This is a genomic window from Streptomyces sp. NPDC026575, from assembly GCF_055567415.1.
This window is the reverse complement of the sequence record NZ_JBVHQM010000002.1, coordinates 413352-427717: the sequence shown is the minus strand read 5'-3', so window position 1 is coordinate 427717 and position 14366 is coordinate 413352. Positions and strand designations below refer to the sequence as shown.

At 73.7% G+C, this 14366-nt stretch carries 10 protein-coding genes; 3 read left to right on the top strand and 7 right to left on the bottom strand.

What is annotated here, in order from left to right:
• Positions 1–226: 226 nt before the first annotated feature.
• Entirely contained in the window at positions 227–1723 is a 1497-nt protein-coding gene (locus tag ACZ4NB_RS04350) for an MFS transporter (protein ID WP_467658187.1), read from the bottom strand.
• A 166-nt stretch (positions 1724–1889) separates the two neighbouring features.
• Between ACZ4NB_RS04350 and ACZ4NB_RS04345 the strand changes: the two genes are divergently transcribed.
• Entirely contained in the window at positions 1890–3023 is a 1134-nt protein-coding gene (locus ACZ4NB_RS04345) for an Lrp/AsnC family transcriptional regulator (protein WP_467658185.1), read from the top strand.
• Between the two features lie 373 nt (positions 3024–3396).
• Here ACZ4NB_RS04345 and ACZ4NB_RS04340 read toward each other — a convergent pair whose 3' ends face one another.
• The 5 genes from ACZ4NB_RS04340 to ACZ4NB_RS04320 all read right to left on the bottom strand — a co-directional run bounded on the left by ACZ4NB_RS04340 (position 3397) and on the right by ACZ4NB_RS04320 (position 10857).
• Positions 3397–4371, bottom strand: coding sequence for a chitin-binding protein (locus ACZ4NB_RS04340; protein WP_467658184.1), 975 nt, complete (start codon positions 4369–4371; stop codon positions 3397–3399).
• Between the two features lie 38 nt (positions 4372–4409).
• Positions 4410–6545, bottom strand: coding sequence for a nuclease-related domain-containing DEAD/DEAH box helicase (locus tag ACZ4NB_RS04335; RefSeq protein ID WP_467658183.1), 2136 nt, complete (start codon positions 6543–6545; stop codon positions 4410–4412).
• A 202-nt stretch (positions 6546–6747) separates the two neighbouring features.
• The gene (locus ACZ4NB_RS04330) at positions 6748–8982 is read right to left on the bottom strand and encodes a family 2 encapsulin nanocompartment cargo protein terpene cyclase (protein ID WP_467658181.1); all 2235 of its coding nucleotides are present in this window, start codon (positions 8980–8982) and stop codon (positions 6748–6750) included.
• Between the two features lie 160 nt (positions 8983–9142).
• Positions 9143–9973, bottom strand: a complete 831-nt coding sequence (locus tag ACZ4NB_RS04325; protein WP_467658180.1) for an ATP-grasp domain-containing protein — start codon at positions 9971–9973, stop codon at positions 9143–9145.
• Complete coding sequence (locus tag ACZ4NB_RS04320) at positions 9970–10857, bottom strand: ATP-grasp domain-containing protein (RefSeq protein ID WP_467658179.1); 888 nt, start codon at positions 10855–10857, stop codon at positions 9970–9972. The genes ACZ4NB_RS04325 and ACZ4NB_RS04320 overlap by 4 nt, the downstream gene beginning before the upstream one ends.
• A 340-nt stretch (positions 10858–11197) precedes the next feature.
• On the opposite strand from ACZ4NB_RS04320, the gene ACZ4NB_RS04315 reads away from it, so the two are divergent.
• On the top strand, positions 11198–12667 hold the full coding sequence (locus ACZ4NB_RS04315; RefSeq protein WP_467658178.1) for an amidohydrolase family protein: 1470 nt from the start codon (positions 11198–11200) through the stop codon (positions 12665–12667).
• Between the two features lie 144 nt (positions 12668–12811).
• On the opposite strand, the gene ACZ4NB_RS04310 is transcribed toward ACZ4NB_RS04315, so the two are convergent.
• On the bottom strand, positions 12812–13573 hold the full coding sequence (locus ACZ4NB_RS04310) for a GntR family transcriptional regulator (protein WP_467658232.1): 762 nt from the start codon (positions 13571–13573) through the stop codon (positions 12812–12814).
• Between the two features lie 246 nt (positions 13574–13819).
• Between ACZ4NB_RS04310 and ACZ4NB_RS04305 the strand changes: the two genes are divergently transcribed.
• Positions 13820–14326 carry an Lrp/AsnC family transcriptional regulator gene (locus ACZ4NB_RS04305; protein WP_467658177.1) on the top strand — a complete coding sequence of 169 codons (507 nt, stop codon included), beginning with the start codon at positions 13820–13822 and terminating at the stop codon, positions 14324–14326.
• Positions 14327–14366 lie beyond the last annotated feature (40 nt).

Below are 14366 nucleotides of genomic sequence, written 5' to 3'. Positions count from 1 at the left end.
AAGACGTTCCGGAAGCTCATGCTTCCTCCTCGATCGGTTCTTTGCTGACGAGCCGTTTTTCCAGCTCCGTCAACTCCCAAGCTACGACGCCAACCTGCCACCAACAAGGAAAAATGCATGAAATTTCAGACATACGCCGAAATTCTTTTCATTACCACGCAAAGTGCCTGCGGGTGACGCTCCGAATGCGGCGCCGCGTTTGAGCGAACCCGCCCTCACCAGGCAACTATGACCCTCCGTAGCCGGCACGGGACTTGACGGTCCGGTCGCGGCGCGCCGCCGGCTCCGGGCCGCGACGAGGCCGGCGCATCGGCACCGCGGCGACACCGGTGGCGGCGAGCGCCACCACGGCGGCGCAGAAGGCGTTCCGGGCGCCGTGCAGCGCGGCGTCCGCGACCGATGTGCCGGTGGCGGTAGCGGTGGTGGTGGTGGTGACGGATGCGCCGACGGCGTGGAAGAAGACCGCGCCGAGCAGCGCGACGCCGAGCGTGCCGCCGAGTTGCTGGGCGGCGTTGAGCAACCCGGCCGCGGAGCCCGTCTCGTGCGGGCGGACCCGGTGCAGGGCGGTGGCGAAGAAGGCGACGGCGAACAGCCCCTGCCCCAGGCCGCAGGCGGCCAGCGCGGCCGGCAGCGGCCACGGGTAGGACGTCGCCGGACCGGTCGCATAGACCGCGACGGCGGCCAGGGCGCCCACGAGCAGGGCGGCCAGCCCGGCGAACATCACGCGCGAGCCGTGGCGCGGCACCAGGCGGGCGCCCGCGATCCAGGAGGAGACCGCCATCGCGCACGACCACGGCAGCAGGGTGAGGCCGGCGGACCGGACATCGGTGTGCGGCCCGAGTTGGAGCTGCAGCACGATCACCATCATCAGGCCGTTGATCACCGCGAAGAAGAGCACGGAGGCGGCCAGCGCGGCCGGGAAACCGCGGTCCCGGAAGAGCCCGGTCTCGACCAGCGCGCTGCGGCCCCGCGCACCGCGGCGGCGCTGGTGGGCACCGAAGACCGCCAGGACGGCGAGACCGGCGGCCAGCACGGCCCAGGGCCGGGGCGAGCCCCAGGCCGGGCCGCCGTCGATCAGCGGGTGGACGGTCAGACCCATGCCGAGGACCGCCAGCGCGGTGCCCGCGAGGTCGAGGCGCGGCCGTCGCGCGGAGCGGTCCTCCCGCAGGAGGGGCGTCGCGGCGAGCACCCCCAGGCCGAGCGGGACGTTGACGAAGAACACCGCGCGCCAGGACGAGCCGAGCAGATCGGCGTGCGTCACGACGCCCGCGAGTACCGGACCGCAGACCGCGGCCAGCCCCATGACCGGGCCGATGCTGCCCATGGCCCTGGCCAGTTCGTCGCCGTCGAACATGCTCCGGATCAGACCGATGGTCTGCGGGATGACGAGCGCCGCCGCGGCGCCCTGGGCGGCCCGCGCGGTGATCAGCAGCGCCGGTGAGGCGGCCAGCGCACAGGCCACCGAGGCGGCCACGAACCCGGCGACCCCGATCCGGAACACCCGCTTGCGCCCGGCGATGTCCCCCAGCCGGCCACCGGTGATCAGCAGCACCGCGAACGGCAGCGTGTAGGCGGCGCTGAACCAGGGGATGGCGGAGGCGGGCCCTCCGAGGTCGGCATGGATCACCGGGGCGGTGACCGTCATGATCGTGGCGTCGAGCAGGTTCATGGCCTCGGCGATCAGCAGGATCACCAGGGCGGCCCAGCGGCGGCGAGCGGGCATGGGGGCCTCCGTTCAGGGGATGCGAGGGATGCGGCGGCGCGGCGTACGGCGGTTTCCGCACATCCGGCCGGTTGCGGCGGAGCGCACGGGAGAGCCTGCGGGCGCGTACGGTGGGATTCCCTCTGCGGCGCCGAGATCGCCGATCTTTTCCATCGGAGCCGGACTGGTGAAGGATTCATCCATCGAGCGGGTCCAAGAAGGTGCGGCCGTGCGGCTCGACGACGTCGACCGCGGGCTGGTCCACGCGCTGCACCTCGACGGGCGGGCGCCGTTCAGCCGGATCGCCGCGGTGCTCGGGGTGTCGACCCAGACCGTGGCCCGCCGCTACCGGCGGCTGCGCGCGGCGGCCGGACTGCGGGTCGTCGGGCTCGCCGATCCGCACCGCGCGGGCCGGGCGCAGTGGCTGGTACGGCTCACCTCCGCCCCGCACAGCGCCCAGGACCTCGCCCACGCGCTGGCCCGGCGCGCGGACACCTCCTGGGTGAAGCTCGCCTCCGGCGGCACCGAGATCATCACGGTCGTGCAGACCCCGGCCGATGCCGCCGGGCACTCACTGCTGCTGCACGACATCCCGCGCACCGCCGGCATCACCGCGGTCTCCGCCCACTACCTGCTCCACACCTACCTCGGCGGCCCCACCGCCTGGCGCGGCCGCGCCAACGTCCTGGACGAGGCCCGGCAGCGCCAACTGGCGCCCCCCGCACGGGCGGACGACGACAACACCGGACGGGACGGCCGGGACGGTCCCGGCGATCGTGACGGCGGACAACACCCCATCCCCGTCGTGGAGTTGACCGACGGCGACGTCCGACTGCTGGCCGCGCTCCAGCGGGACGGCCGGACCGGCCAGGCCGAACTGGCCGCGGCCACCGGCTGGTCACCGGCCACCGTCGCGCGCCGCCTCACCGCCCTGCGGGCGTCCGGCACGCTCTTCTTCGACGTCGAGGTCGACGACGCGCTGTACGGGGCCACCACGCAGGCCCTGCTCTGGATGACCGTGGCCCCCACCCACCTCGACCAGGTCGCCACCGACCTCGCCCGCCACGACGAACTGGCCTTCGTCGCCGCCACCACCGGCCCCACGAACCTGGTCGCGCACGCCCTGTGCCCCGGGCCCGCGGCCCTGCACCGCTACCTCACCCACCGCCTCGGCAACCGCACGGCGATCCGCACCCTGGAGACCGCGCCCGTCCTGCGCACCATCAAGGGGGCGGGCCCGCTCGCTCCCCCGGCTCCCGTACGTCCGCCCGCGGCGACCACCCCGGCCACACGTGCGCGGCGCCCCCGGACCGCGGTGTAGCGGGCCGTCCAGTACGCCCGTCCTCGCGCCGGTACGGCACTCCTCGCGCCAGTGCGCCTCGGCCGGTTCGCGCTTCGCATCGCCGCCGGATCCTGGTGTCGCTGTCCGAGGACTACCGCCCCCGCTCGAAGCCTTCGTCGCCCGGCGCAGCGAGCCGCTGCTGCGCGCACTGGACGGGCTCTCCCCCGGCGACCGGGCCGGCTTCCTGGCCGGACTTACGGCCTGGGTCCGCGAGGTGCAGAGCGGAAAGCCCGTCTCCCCGACTTCCGTGGGACGGAGGTCGAGGAGACGGGCCGGCCCCTAGGGGGTGCCTCCCGCTGGGCGGCGCTGCGGCCTCACCGGTTCAACAGCACCGAGCCCGGCACCGCGCGCCTTATTCGGCGGGCGAGTCACCCGCGGGGCGGCCGACCACTTTGGGGCGGGTGCTCGGCCTGGCCGGCGCGCTGGAGGGCGTCGGCTTGGCAGCCGGGGACTTGGCGGCCGCAGGGGAGCGCGCGGGCGCCGGGGCGTCGCCCCGGTCCGGGGAGTTCACGGGGTCCTGAGCGTCGGACGGATACGGGGACTTGGCGGGCGCCGGGGACTTGGCCGGCGCCGGCGTCCTGGCGGGAGCCGGGGAACGCGCCGGGTCCGGGGACTTGGTGGGCGTCGGGGCACCCGAGGGATGCATCGGGTCACGCGGGTCCGGCGAACGGAAGGGGTCCCGGGGATCGAACGGGGCCGCGGAGTCACGCGGGTCCGGGGAACGGGACGGGTCTGGGGAACGGGACGGGTCCGGGGAACGGGACGGGTCCGGGGCGTCGGAGTGATCCGCCGGGTCCCGCGGGTCCGCGGAGTCACGGGGATCCGGGGAACGCGACGGATCGTCGGAGTCGCGCGGGTCCGGCGAGCGGGACGGGTCCGGGGCGTCCGAGGGGTCGCCGGAGTCCGAGGGCTCACCGGTATCGCGCGGGTCCGGAGCGTCCGACGGGTCGCCGGAGTCACCCGGATCCTCGTAAGACGGGTCCTCGGAATCGCGCGGGTCCGGCTCCGGTGCGCTGTCCGGGTCGAGTTGCAGGCTTCCGTACCGCGTGAAGCGGGCCCACTCGCCGGCCGGGACCGTGGCCATCGCCTTCCCGGTGCAGTCGCGGGAGGACCACAGGATGAGGTCGAGGGGGGTTTCGTTGCCCACCTCTCCACCGCCGTCCCCGAGGCCGTAGCAGTGGTCGTCACCCGGGTCGAGGATCTCGTACTGCTTGTTGTGCGGGCGCATGTGGAAGGTGATGGTGCCGGTGGTGGCCTGCGCACGGACGGGGGCGAACGCGGCGAGCGCCGTCCCGGTGATTGCCGCCGCGCCAAGCAAAGCAGTCATATGTCGCATGGCCGGAAGGTTCCACATACCATATGAGACTATTCATCACGAATCGGATATTCACCCCCGGCCCCCGTGACACTTCCCAGCCACAGCACGTCCCGCGCCCGGGTCATCGCCACAAAGAGCTGACTGCGGGCCAGTTCCCCTTGTTCGCGGGCCGTTTCGACGCCCGCTCCCCCGGTGCCCTGCTTGGTCTCGGGTGGTAGGACGGCGTCGTACCGGGGCAGGTAGACGCGCTTGAATTCCAGGCCCTTGGCGCGGCGGTAGCTGCCGAGCTTCACCCCTTCGGACGGGTTCCCGTCGTACTGCTCCAGCGGGCAGACCCCGATGCCCGCGCGGGTCAGCAGGCGGAGGTAGCGCTCGATGGCGCGCTTGGAGGAGCACAGGACGGCGGAGTCGGCCCGCTCCTCGGGGGTCAGGGCGTGCAGGGCGGCCAGCAGCGCCCGGTCGTGGCCGGCCGCCGTGGGCAGTGCGGCGCGCTGCACCTGGCCGTGATGGTAGGTCAGGTCCACGTCCCGGCGGCCCGGTGTGCGCAGCCCGTCGAGGTCCTCGAAGGCGTCCTCGGCGACCAGGGAGAGCGCGGTGTCCACGATCTCCTTGCTGTTGCGGTAGTTGGCGCGCAGCACCTGCCCCCGGTCGCCGCGGATGTCGATGCCGGCGTCGGAGAGCCGGAAGCCTCCGGGGTAGACCGACTGCTGCCCGTCGCCGATGAGCAGCAGCCCGTTGGAGCCGTCGCCGACCAGGGCGTGCAGCAGGCGCACCCCGACGAGGGTGAGGTCCTGGACCTCGTCCACGACGACGGCCGTGTACCCGCAGTGGTGGTTGCGGCCGGCCGCCTCGGCGAGCGCGAGGGAGAGCACGTCGTTGAAGTCGTGCACCGCGCGCCCGGTGCGCTCGGCCTCGTACGCCTCGTACAGGGCCCAGACGGCCTGCCGGTGCGGGCGGCGCAGGGCGGCCCGGCGGCGACGGCGGGCGAGCCCGGCGTACTCGTCGAAGGAGGTGATGCCGCGGCCCTTGATGACGTAGTCGATCTCCTCGCGCCAGTAGCGGGGCAGCGGGTCGATCTCGGCCAGGCAGCTGTCCCGGCCGACGTGTTTCCAGGCGAGGCTGAAGGCCGTCTCGGCCTTGTCCTTGTGCAGGCGGACGGGGACACCGCGGCTGTGGAGGTACTCCTGCGCCCAGGAGTGCAGGCTGCGGAAGTCGATCCGGTCGGCGACCGCCGGGGCCATGGCCCTGAGGAAGGTGGCCTGCACACGGGGCAGGTTGTTGGCGAAGGTGGCGTACAGGACGCGGCCGCCGGTGCGCTGGGCGAGGTGGGCCGCGCGGTGCAGGCCCACAACCGTCTTGCCGGTGCCGGCCGGACCGCTGATCCGGGCGGGGCCGGCCCAGTTGCGGCGTACCAGCGCGAGCTGTTCGGGGTCCAGGAAGCTCATCCACTGCTCGATGGGGGCCCGGCGCGCTTCGTCCAGCGCGGCCTCGCGGAGCCCGTCGAGGTCGAAGAGGCCGTCGGCCCCGTCCGTCGGCGGGCGGGTGGCCGTGCGGGCGGGCCGGTGGTCGGCCGGGTCCTCGTACTCGGGGAAGACCCGGCCCAGATGCTCGGCCAGGGCGCGGACCGAGGCCGCGGGCAGCCGGGTGCGCTCCGACAGCAGCGCGGGGCCGATCTCGTGCTCGCCCAGCAGCCGTACCCGGCCCAGCTCGGCGTCGACGCGCTGCCCGGCGAAGGCCATCAGCGGGCGCACCGCCACCGGGGACATCCCCAGGGACGCCACCGCGACCTCGGCGGCCTTGGTGACCGCGAGCAGCTTGCGCCGGTGCTCGTCGCGGGAGAATCCGCCGGCCAGCAGCCGTCCGCACGAAGGCTCGGGCGCGGCCCGCCAGTTCTTGACGTCGATGACGAAGACCCCGCCGGGGCCGATCAGCAGCATGTCCACGTTGGCCGCGCGGGTGCCGGGCCAGCGCCGGTCCACCAGCAGCCGCCAGCCGCGTTCGGTCAGCATCAGCAGCTGGGCGGCGACCCGCTGCTCGCCCTCGCTCGCCGCCTCCCAGCGCTCGGCCTGCTGCCGGGCCGCCCGCCACTGCTCGCGTAACACCCGCTCCTGCCTGCGGGCTTCCTGCGCCCGCCGGGAGGCCGATCCGCCCGCCGAGCCGCCCGCCGCACCCGCTGCCGCCATCGCCCGTCCCCTCACCGCCGACCCCCCCCCGCACCCGCGGGGGTCATGAACCATAGGTCGGTGGCACATGACGTGGTAGCGCGCACGGGAGGAGCACAGGGGGCATGGCGTGGGCCCGCAGGCGCTGGTCCTACGGGCCCGTTGGCCTGGCGCCGGGCGGGTCCGGCGAGCTGCGGCCCGGCGCTACGGCACGGCCGACGGCCTATCCGACGCCGGCGAGGGCGCCCTTGAAGAGCCGGGCCGCCGACGTGCCGAGCCCCGACGGCGCGCCCAGCCAGCCCGGCGAACCCGGCGGATGGCGCAGCTCGTGCTCGGTGTAGCGCAGGCAGTCCCGGTGCCAGACGAGGATGCCGGACATCCAGTTCTCCAGCTCGCGCACATAGCCGTCGAGCGCCTCGCGGGCCTCGGCGGAGAGCTGGAAGTCGTCGTAGAGGAGCGGGAGTTCCTTGGCGGCGACGTGCTGGAACTCGCGCATCCTGGAGGTCATGAGGTCGTTGACGATGGCCAGCGCGGTCGGGTAGTCGCAGTCGAAGAAGGTCTGGACGACCAGGATGCCGTTGTGGACCTCGCCCTCGTACTCGATCTCCTTCTGGTAGGAGAAGACGTCGTTCAGCAGGCAGGCGAAGTCGGCGGCGGAGTTCTCCAGTGAGCGCAGCGTGCCGGTGCGGTAGATCTCCGGGGGGACCCGCCGGCCGTGGCCGATGCGGCTGAGGGCCATGGTGAGGTCGGAGCCGAAGGTGGCGCGGCGCATCTCGATGTAGTCGACCGGGTCGGGGATGCGGTTGAGGACCTGGTTGTCGATCTCCCAGAGCCAGCTGGCCGTCATCGTGTCGACGGCCGCGCGGAACGCCTCGCGGGCCTCCGGGGTCATCGGCCCGGCGGTGCGGGTCCACAGGTCCGACAGGCCGCGTTCGAGGGCGTTGACCGGCTCCGGGGTGGGGCCCAGGTCGAGCGGCATGAAGGCCGACAGCCGCTCGGTGCAGACCTTGGCGGCGGCGATGTCGCGGGGGCGGCCGAAGACCTGCGGGTAGTAGTCGTCGGCGTAGGTGCCCCAGGCCAGCCAGCCGGAGGTCAGGTCGAGTTGCTCGGGCGTCGCGTCGGGGTGGATGCCGGCCGCGCACAGCGGCAGGTCGTGGCGGATGATCGCGGGCTCGTCCCAGACGTCGGAGAGCGGCACACCGGGCTGCGGCTGCAGGATGCCCATCCGGTGCGCCCAGTCGACGAGCCGGCGGCGGGCGCCCTCCAGGTGGGGGCTGAGGGTGGCGGTGAAGGGCATGTAGATGTCGGGGATGCGGGCCGGCCCGACCTCCTGGTGCGGGACGTGGGTGGAGCTGCGCAGGCGGTGCGCGGCCGCCGTGGCCAGCGCGGTCTTGAGATCGGCCGCAGAGGTGCCGAGGCCGCCGGCGGAGAACGGCGACCAGGGCGCTCCCGAGCCGGCCGCCGCGCCGCCGCCGTTCATATAGCGGCTGGAGCGCATGTGCCACTCATGGCCGCCGGACTGCCAGTCCTGCAGGCCCTTGGCGTACGCCAGCACGTCGGCACACGACGCGGGGTCCAGGCCCTTCTCCAGGAACAGCGCGGGCAGCTCCGCGACCACCGTGTTCTCGAACTGCTGGAGCCGCGAGGTGATCAGGTCGTTGACGGAGTCGGCGGCCTCCTGGGTGGTGCAGTCCAAGAAGGTCTCCAGCACCAGGACGCCGTTGCTCAGCTCGCCCTCCTCCTCCGTCTCGCGCTGGTAGGAGAAGAGGTCGTTGCGCAGGTGGACGCCGTCGGAGAAGGTGTCCTTGAGCACCCGCAGCGGCCGGGAGCCGGCGACGGCCGCCGGGACCTCGGCGCCGGTCGCGTACTCCACCAGGCCCGCCGACCAGGGGGCGCCGCCGACCTTGCGGCGCATCTCGATGTACTCGACGGGGTTGGGCACCCGGTTGATGTTGATGTTGGACAGTTCCCACAGCGATTCGTTGAGCAGATGCTCGGTGCTCTCGGCGAACCGCCGGCGCCAGTCCATCGACATGTGCGGCACAGTGCGCGCCCACAGGTCGGCCAGGCCCGCCTCGACCGGGTTGACCGGCTCGGGCACGGCCGCGGAGTCGTCCATCGGCATGAAGGCGGGCAGCCGGTCGAGGTACTCCTTGCCGCCCTCCCGGTCCAGCGTCCGCTTGAACTTCTCCAGGAAGTGGTCGTCGAAGAAGAAGACCCAGACGTACCAGTCGGTGACCAGCGAGAGCGCGTCCGCGTCGCAGTCCGGGTGGGTGTACGAGCACAGCAGGGCGTAGTCGTGGGCGTCGAGGTCCTTCTCCTCCCAGATGCCCGAGCCCTCCAGCATCCCCATGTCGCGGGCCCACTTCTTGGAGTGCGTACGCGCCGCCTCCAGATGCGGGTTGAGCCGCGCCGGATAGGGCGTGTAGAAGTTGGGCAGTTCGAATGGCTGTGTCACCGTGGCTGGCCTCTCCCCATACGTACGGAAGGAAGGCGCGGCGCAGCACGCCCCCCTGACGGGCCAGCGCTACCCCGGGCGTCGGTGCGTCAGTCCTTGTGGAGCGGGAGGTTCCGTCTCGGTGCCGCTTGGGTTCGATCTTCTTCCGCGGATGATCGGTTCAGGCGGGTGCCTGGCGCTGTGCTTCCGGTTCCCGCGCCGCCGTACGGAGGGCGAGCGCCGCCAGCGCCTCCGGGGCGCCGGCCTGGCCCCGGATGCCGGGGAAGGCGTTGACGTCCACGATGACGGGCCGGCCCGCGCCGGCGTCGAGCAGGTCCACGCCGTAGACCTCCAGGCCGAAGACCGCGCCGACTTCCAGGGCGTACGCGGCCCAGCCCGCGGGGAGTTCGTCCAGCGGCAGCGGGCGGGTCGGCCCCCGGCCGCCCGGGGCCAGTTCCGAGCGGCGCAGCGCGGCGAAGAGCCGCCCGTCGACCACCCACAGCTTGCGGTCCCAGCCGCTGTTCGCGGTGAACTCCTGGACGACCACCGGCTCTTCGGGCCAGTCGGCGGCCAGCCGCCGCAGCTGCCGGGCGCTGTCGGCCCGCGCCACCAGGTCGTGGCGCCGGCTGTGCCGGCTCTTGATCACCAGCGGGGTGGCCGGCTCGCCGGCCGCGGCCAGCCGCCCCAGGGTGGGCACGAACGAGGTCCGGGCGAACGGCAGCCCGGCGGCGCGCGCCAACTCCGCCATCTCCACCCGGTCCTGGCAACGCTCCGTCGCGGCCCTGGAGTTGATCACCGGGACGCCGCGCTCCTCCAGGCGGGCGGCCAGGGCCAGCGCCCCCGGGGTACGTGCCTTGAGCAGGCAGACGTCGAGGGGCGGCAGGTCCCGGCCGCGTCCGTGGGCCTCCTCGCCGGAGCCCAGGTGCACCACTTGGTGATGCGGCGTCAGCAGTGCGGTGACCGCGGCCAGCAGCGGATGTCCCGGATCGGCGGTGATCAGGCCGACCCTCACCGCTCTCCGCCGATCGCCGCCAGCGGGGCCGCCGCCGAGGAGAGCCGCGCCGGAGGGACCACCGCCCGCCCGGCCCCCTCACGGGCGAGCCGCACGATCGCGGCGGACACCCGGGCGACGGCGTCCGGCACCTGGCGGAAACTGGGGAAGTCGTTGATGTCGACGACCACCGGCCCGGTCGGCCCCAGCAGCACATCGACGCCGTACAGGTCGAGGCCGAAGACCGCGCCGACCTCCTCGGCGATCCGGGCGACCTCGGGGGTGAGCGGGACCTGGCGCTCCCGTACGGCGCGGCCGGGGTGCAGCGGTGAGCACCGCTCGGTCGCGTACAGCTCACCGGCGACGCAGTAGACCTTGAGGTCGGCCCCGGAGTTGGGGACGTAGGGCTGGGCGATGAGCAGACCGCCGTCGGCGGGCCCGGCGCCCGGTCCGGTCAGCCGGTCCGGCGTCTCGACCAGCCGGACGGCGCGCCCCGAGCTGCCGTCGGCCGGCTTGACCACGAGCGGGTACTCGGCCTCGGGTATCTCCGCGAAGTCCGCCGCCCGGGCGGCCGCGTACGTCGCCGGGACCGGCAGCCCGCTGCCGCGGGCGATCACCGCGGCCAGCGCCTTGTCCCGTACGCCCCGGATGGCCCGGACGTCGTTGACCGTCGTCAGCCCGACGGAGGCGGCGGCCTCCAACAGGGACAGCCCCGGCCCGCCGGAGACGGTCTTGAGGACCCAGGCGTCATGGCTGCCGGCCTGCACCGCCCGGGACAGCGGGATCAGCGAACTGCCGGGCCGCAGCACGTCCACCTGATGGCCCCAGGCGCAGAGTTGGCGGATCACGTCCAGCGGCATGCCGTCGTCGCGGTACTGCTCCTCCACCAGGAAGCAGAGTCTCATCAAGCATCCTCGTCTTCGCCGCACGTCCGTCCACCGTCCGTCCGGCAGATCCACGACGTACCAGGATCCCACGGGGCCGGCGGGACGAGCCGTGGGGCCCACGCGCCCGGCTCCGTCTGATGTTTCGGCCGGGTTACGCCACCCCGCACGCCCCGTCCATAGGCCCTGACCAGCGGTGCGGCCGCGACCCGTACGACTTGCGCCACCCACGCCCCCATCTCTCAAATCCCGTATGCCGGAACCCTTGTTCCGCTTCTTGGGCGGTCCTAGGGTCAGGCCACCCCGGGGACCCATCGACGAGCGGTACGCGAGTACCGAAGCACGGAAGCAGGCGAGCGGGTTGGCGAACGAACAGCGAAGCGGCTTCGGCCGGCGAGGGTTTCTGGCCGGTGTGGGCGGATTCGTCGGCGCGTCCGGCGTCGGCGGTGCAGGCACGGCGGACGCCGCGACCCGCGACGACGACGCGGCGCAGCACGGGCCGGACGGCGGTCCGCGGCCCGCGCACTTCCACGGCGCACGGCAGCTGCTCGTACCCGAGGTGCTGCTCCTGCCGGACGGGCCGGTGCGGGGCCGGGCCGTGCTCGTGGAGGGCGGGAAGTTCCGCGCGATCGGGCCGGCCGAAGGGCTCATCGCCGCCCACCCGGGCCTTCCGCCGGTGCGCCTGGACGGCCATCTGCTGATGCCGGGCTTCGTGGACGCGCACCACCATCTGACCCAGAGCTTCGGCAAGGCCCAGTCGTTCGGCCAGCCGTCGGAGATCTTCAAGACGATCTGGGAGCCGCTGGAGCACGCCCTGGACGAGGAGAGCGCCTATCTCTCGGCGAAACTGGCCGCGTTGGAGGCGCTGCGCGGCGGCTTCACCACCGTCGCCGACGCCGGGACCCGTGCGCCCGTCGATGTCCGGGCGGTGGCCAGGGGCACGGAGGAAGCCGGTATCCGCTGCGTACTGTCGAAGATCGTCTCCAGCGGGACGGGCGGTCCGGAGCACCTGGCGCGGTGGGACGGGCATCCGCTGATCCACCCCTCGCTGGCGATCGCCGTGCCCGAGGACGCGCCCGCGGAGGTCATCAAGAAGACCGCCGACCTGTGTGCCGAGGCCGGTGCGGTGCTCCAGGTGCACGTCAACGAGCATCTCGCCTCCGTGGAGCGCTCGTTGAAGAGCGTCGGCCGCCGCCCCCTCGGCCATCTGCACCACATCGGCGCGCTGGGCCCGCACACCCTGGGCGCGCACGCCACCCTGCTGACCCCCGCGGAGATACGGCTGCTGGCCGATTCCGGTGCCGCGATCAGCTACAACCCGGTGGCCAGCGCCTGGAAGGGCAACGGCGTCGCGCAGGCGACCATGCTGGCGGCGATGGGCGTGCGGTTCGGCATGGGCACCGACGGCACCCGCGGCGACGGCTTCCGGCTGCTCGACGCGGGGGAGACCGCACAGCGGCTGGCGTACGGGATGGCCGAGGGCGACTCGGTGTGCGGGGCCGGGCGGCTGTGGCTGGAGCATGCGACCTCGCGCAGCGCCGATGCGCTCGGGCTGGGCAAGGTGACCGGGGAGATCGCGGTCGGCAAGGCCGCCGACTTCCTCGTCGTGGACCTCCGCGTCCCCGAGCTCACGCCGTCGTACGACCTGCGGTGGGAACTCGTCCGCCTGGCGAACCGCGACCAGATCGCCGCGGTCGTCGTCGGCGGCAGGCTGCGCCTGTGGCACGGCTGGCCGCCGGACTGGGACGGCCCGGCCCTGGTCGCCCGCGCGGCGAAGCTGGGCCCGGAGGTCGTCCGCCGCGCCGGGATCCAACGGGTGGACCCGGTTTAGGAGCGCTTCGGGAATACCCCCCTGCCCCCGCCACGTTGTGGCCCCGCAGGGGGCCCTCGCACCCCCTACGGGATCTGTTCGCCCCCGCCCTAGGTGAACCCCCCGCCGCCCCGGCCCGCCCCCTCGCCTCCCCCGCCGCCCCCGTCAGTTGCCACCCCGCACCCGGTCCAGGGTCGCGTGCAGCGTCAGCCGGTCGCCGCGCAGATGGATGAACTCCAGGTCCGCGGGGCGGCCGTCGGCGAGGCGGGTGAGGCGTTCGACGGCGAGTACGGCGCCGCCCTCGGGCATCGCGAGCACCGCGCAGGTCGCCGGGTCCGCGACGACGGCCTGTGCGGAGATCTCGGCCCGGCCCAGCGGCTCGCCGGCCGCCGTCTCGATCAGGTCGAACACGTCCTGCCGCTCCAGCGCCTCCCGCCCCCGCGCCAGCAGCGGCCCGCCGACCTCGGGGATGAGGTACGTGCAGTCCAGGGACAGCGGAGCGCCGTCCACCCGGCGCAGCCGCTCCAGATAGACCGCCGGGCTCCCCTCGGCCAGCCCGAGCCGCCGGGCGACCGTCATCGGCGGCCGTACGCTCCGCGCCTCCCGCACCTCGTTGACGACCGTCCCGTGCCGCCCCAGCACCTCCGCCAGCCCGGACAGCTCGCCCAGCGGATGCCGGTACGTCCGCCCGACCACCACCGTGCCCACGCCCCGCCGCCGCGCCACCAGGCCCTCGTCCCGCAGCAGTCCCAGGGCCTCCCGCACGGTGTTGCGGGAGGTGGCGAACTCGGCGACCAGCGCCCGCTCGTCCGGCAGCGCGCCCTTGGGGAACGCCCCGCGCAAGACCTGCGCCCGCAGCACGTTCGCCACCCGCCGCGCCCGGTCCGCCCGCGTGCGCCCCTCGCCGGTCCCGCCGCCTCCGGCCATCGGATCGTGCACGCCCGGTCCCTCCCTCACTGACACGGCTCCCGGTTGGGCCGCGCCGCCCGGTCCCGTCCCGGGACAGCACACCTAGCGGCCTGGCCGCGAAGCTACGCCACCCCGCGTGACCTGCATAGATATCGGCGTTACCGGATTGCCGTGCCCGAGGGGGGATGCGTCGCCGCCGCGCCTGGTACCGCTAGCGTGAGGCGCCCGCTCCGGTGCGGGACCGGGAAGAATCGGGAGGCTCCAGTGACCAGCAAGGCCGCGCCCTTCGACGACCTCGACCGCAAGATCATGGCGGCGCTGATCGACAACGCACGGGCCAGCTTCGCGGAGATCGGGGCGGCCGTCGGGCTGTCGTCCACGGCGGTCAAGCGGCGGGTGGACCGGCTGCGGGAGAACAACGTGATCACGGGGTTCACCGCGACCGTGCGGCCGGCCGCGCTGGGGTGGCTGACCGAGGCGTACGTCGAGGTGTACTGCGACAGCGCGGCGCCACCCCGGCGGCTCGCCGAGGTGGTGCGCAACCATCCGGAGATCGCGGCGGCGATGACCGTCACCGGGGGCGCCGATGCGCTGCTGCACGTACGGGCGACCGACGTCGAGCACTTCGAGGAGGTGCTGGAGCGGATCCGCACCGAGCCGTTCATCCGCAAGACGATCAGCTACATGGTGCTGTCCCATCTGCTGCCGGACAGCCCGGAGGCGGGCGCGGGCCGCCCCTCGACGACAGGTGGCGCAGCAAACCGGCTCTAGCCGGCCGGGGAACGCAGCATTCCTGCGCGGATGAGCAGCA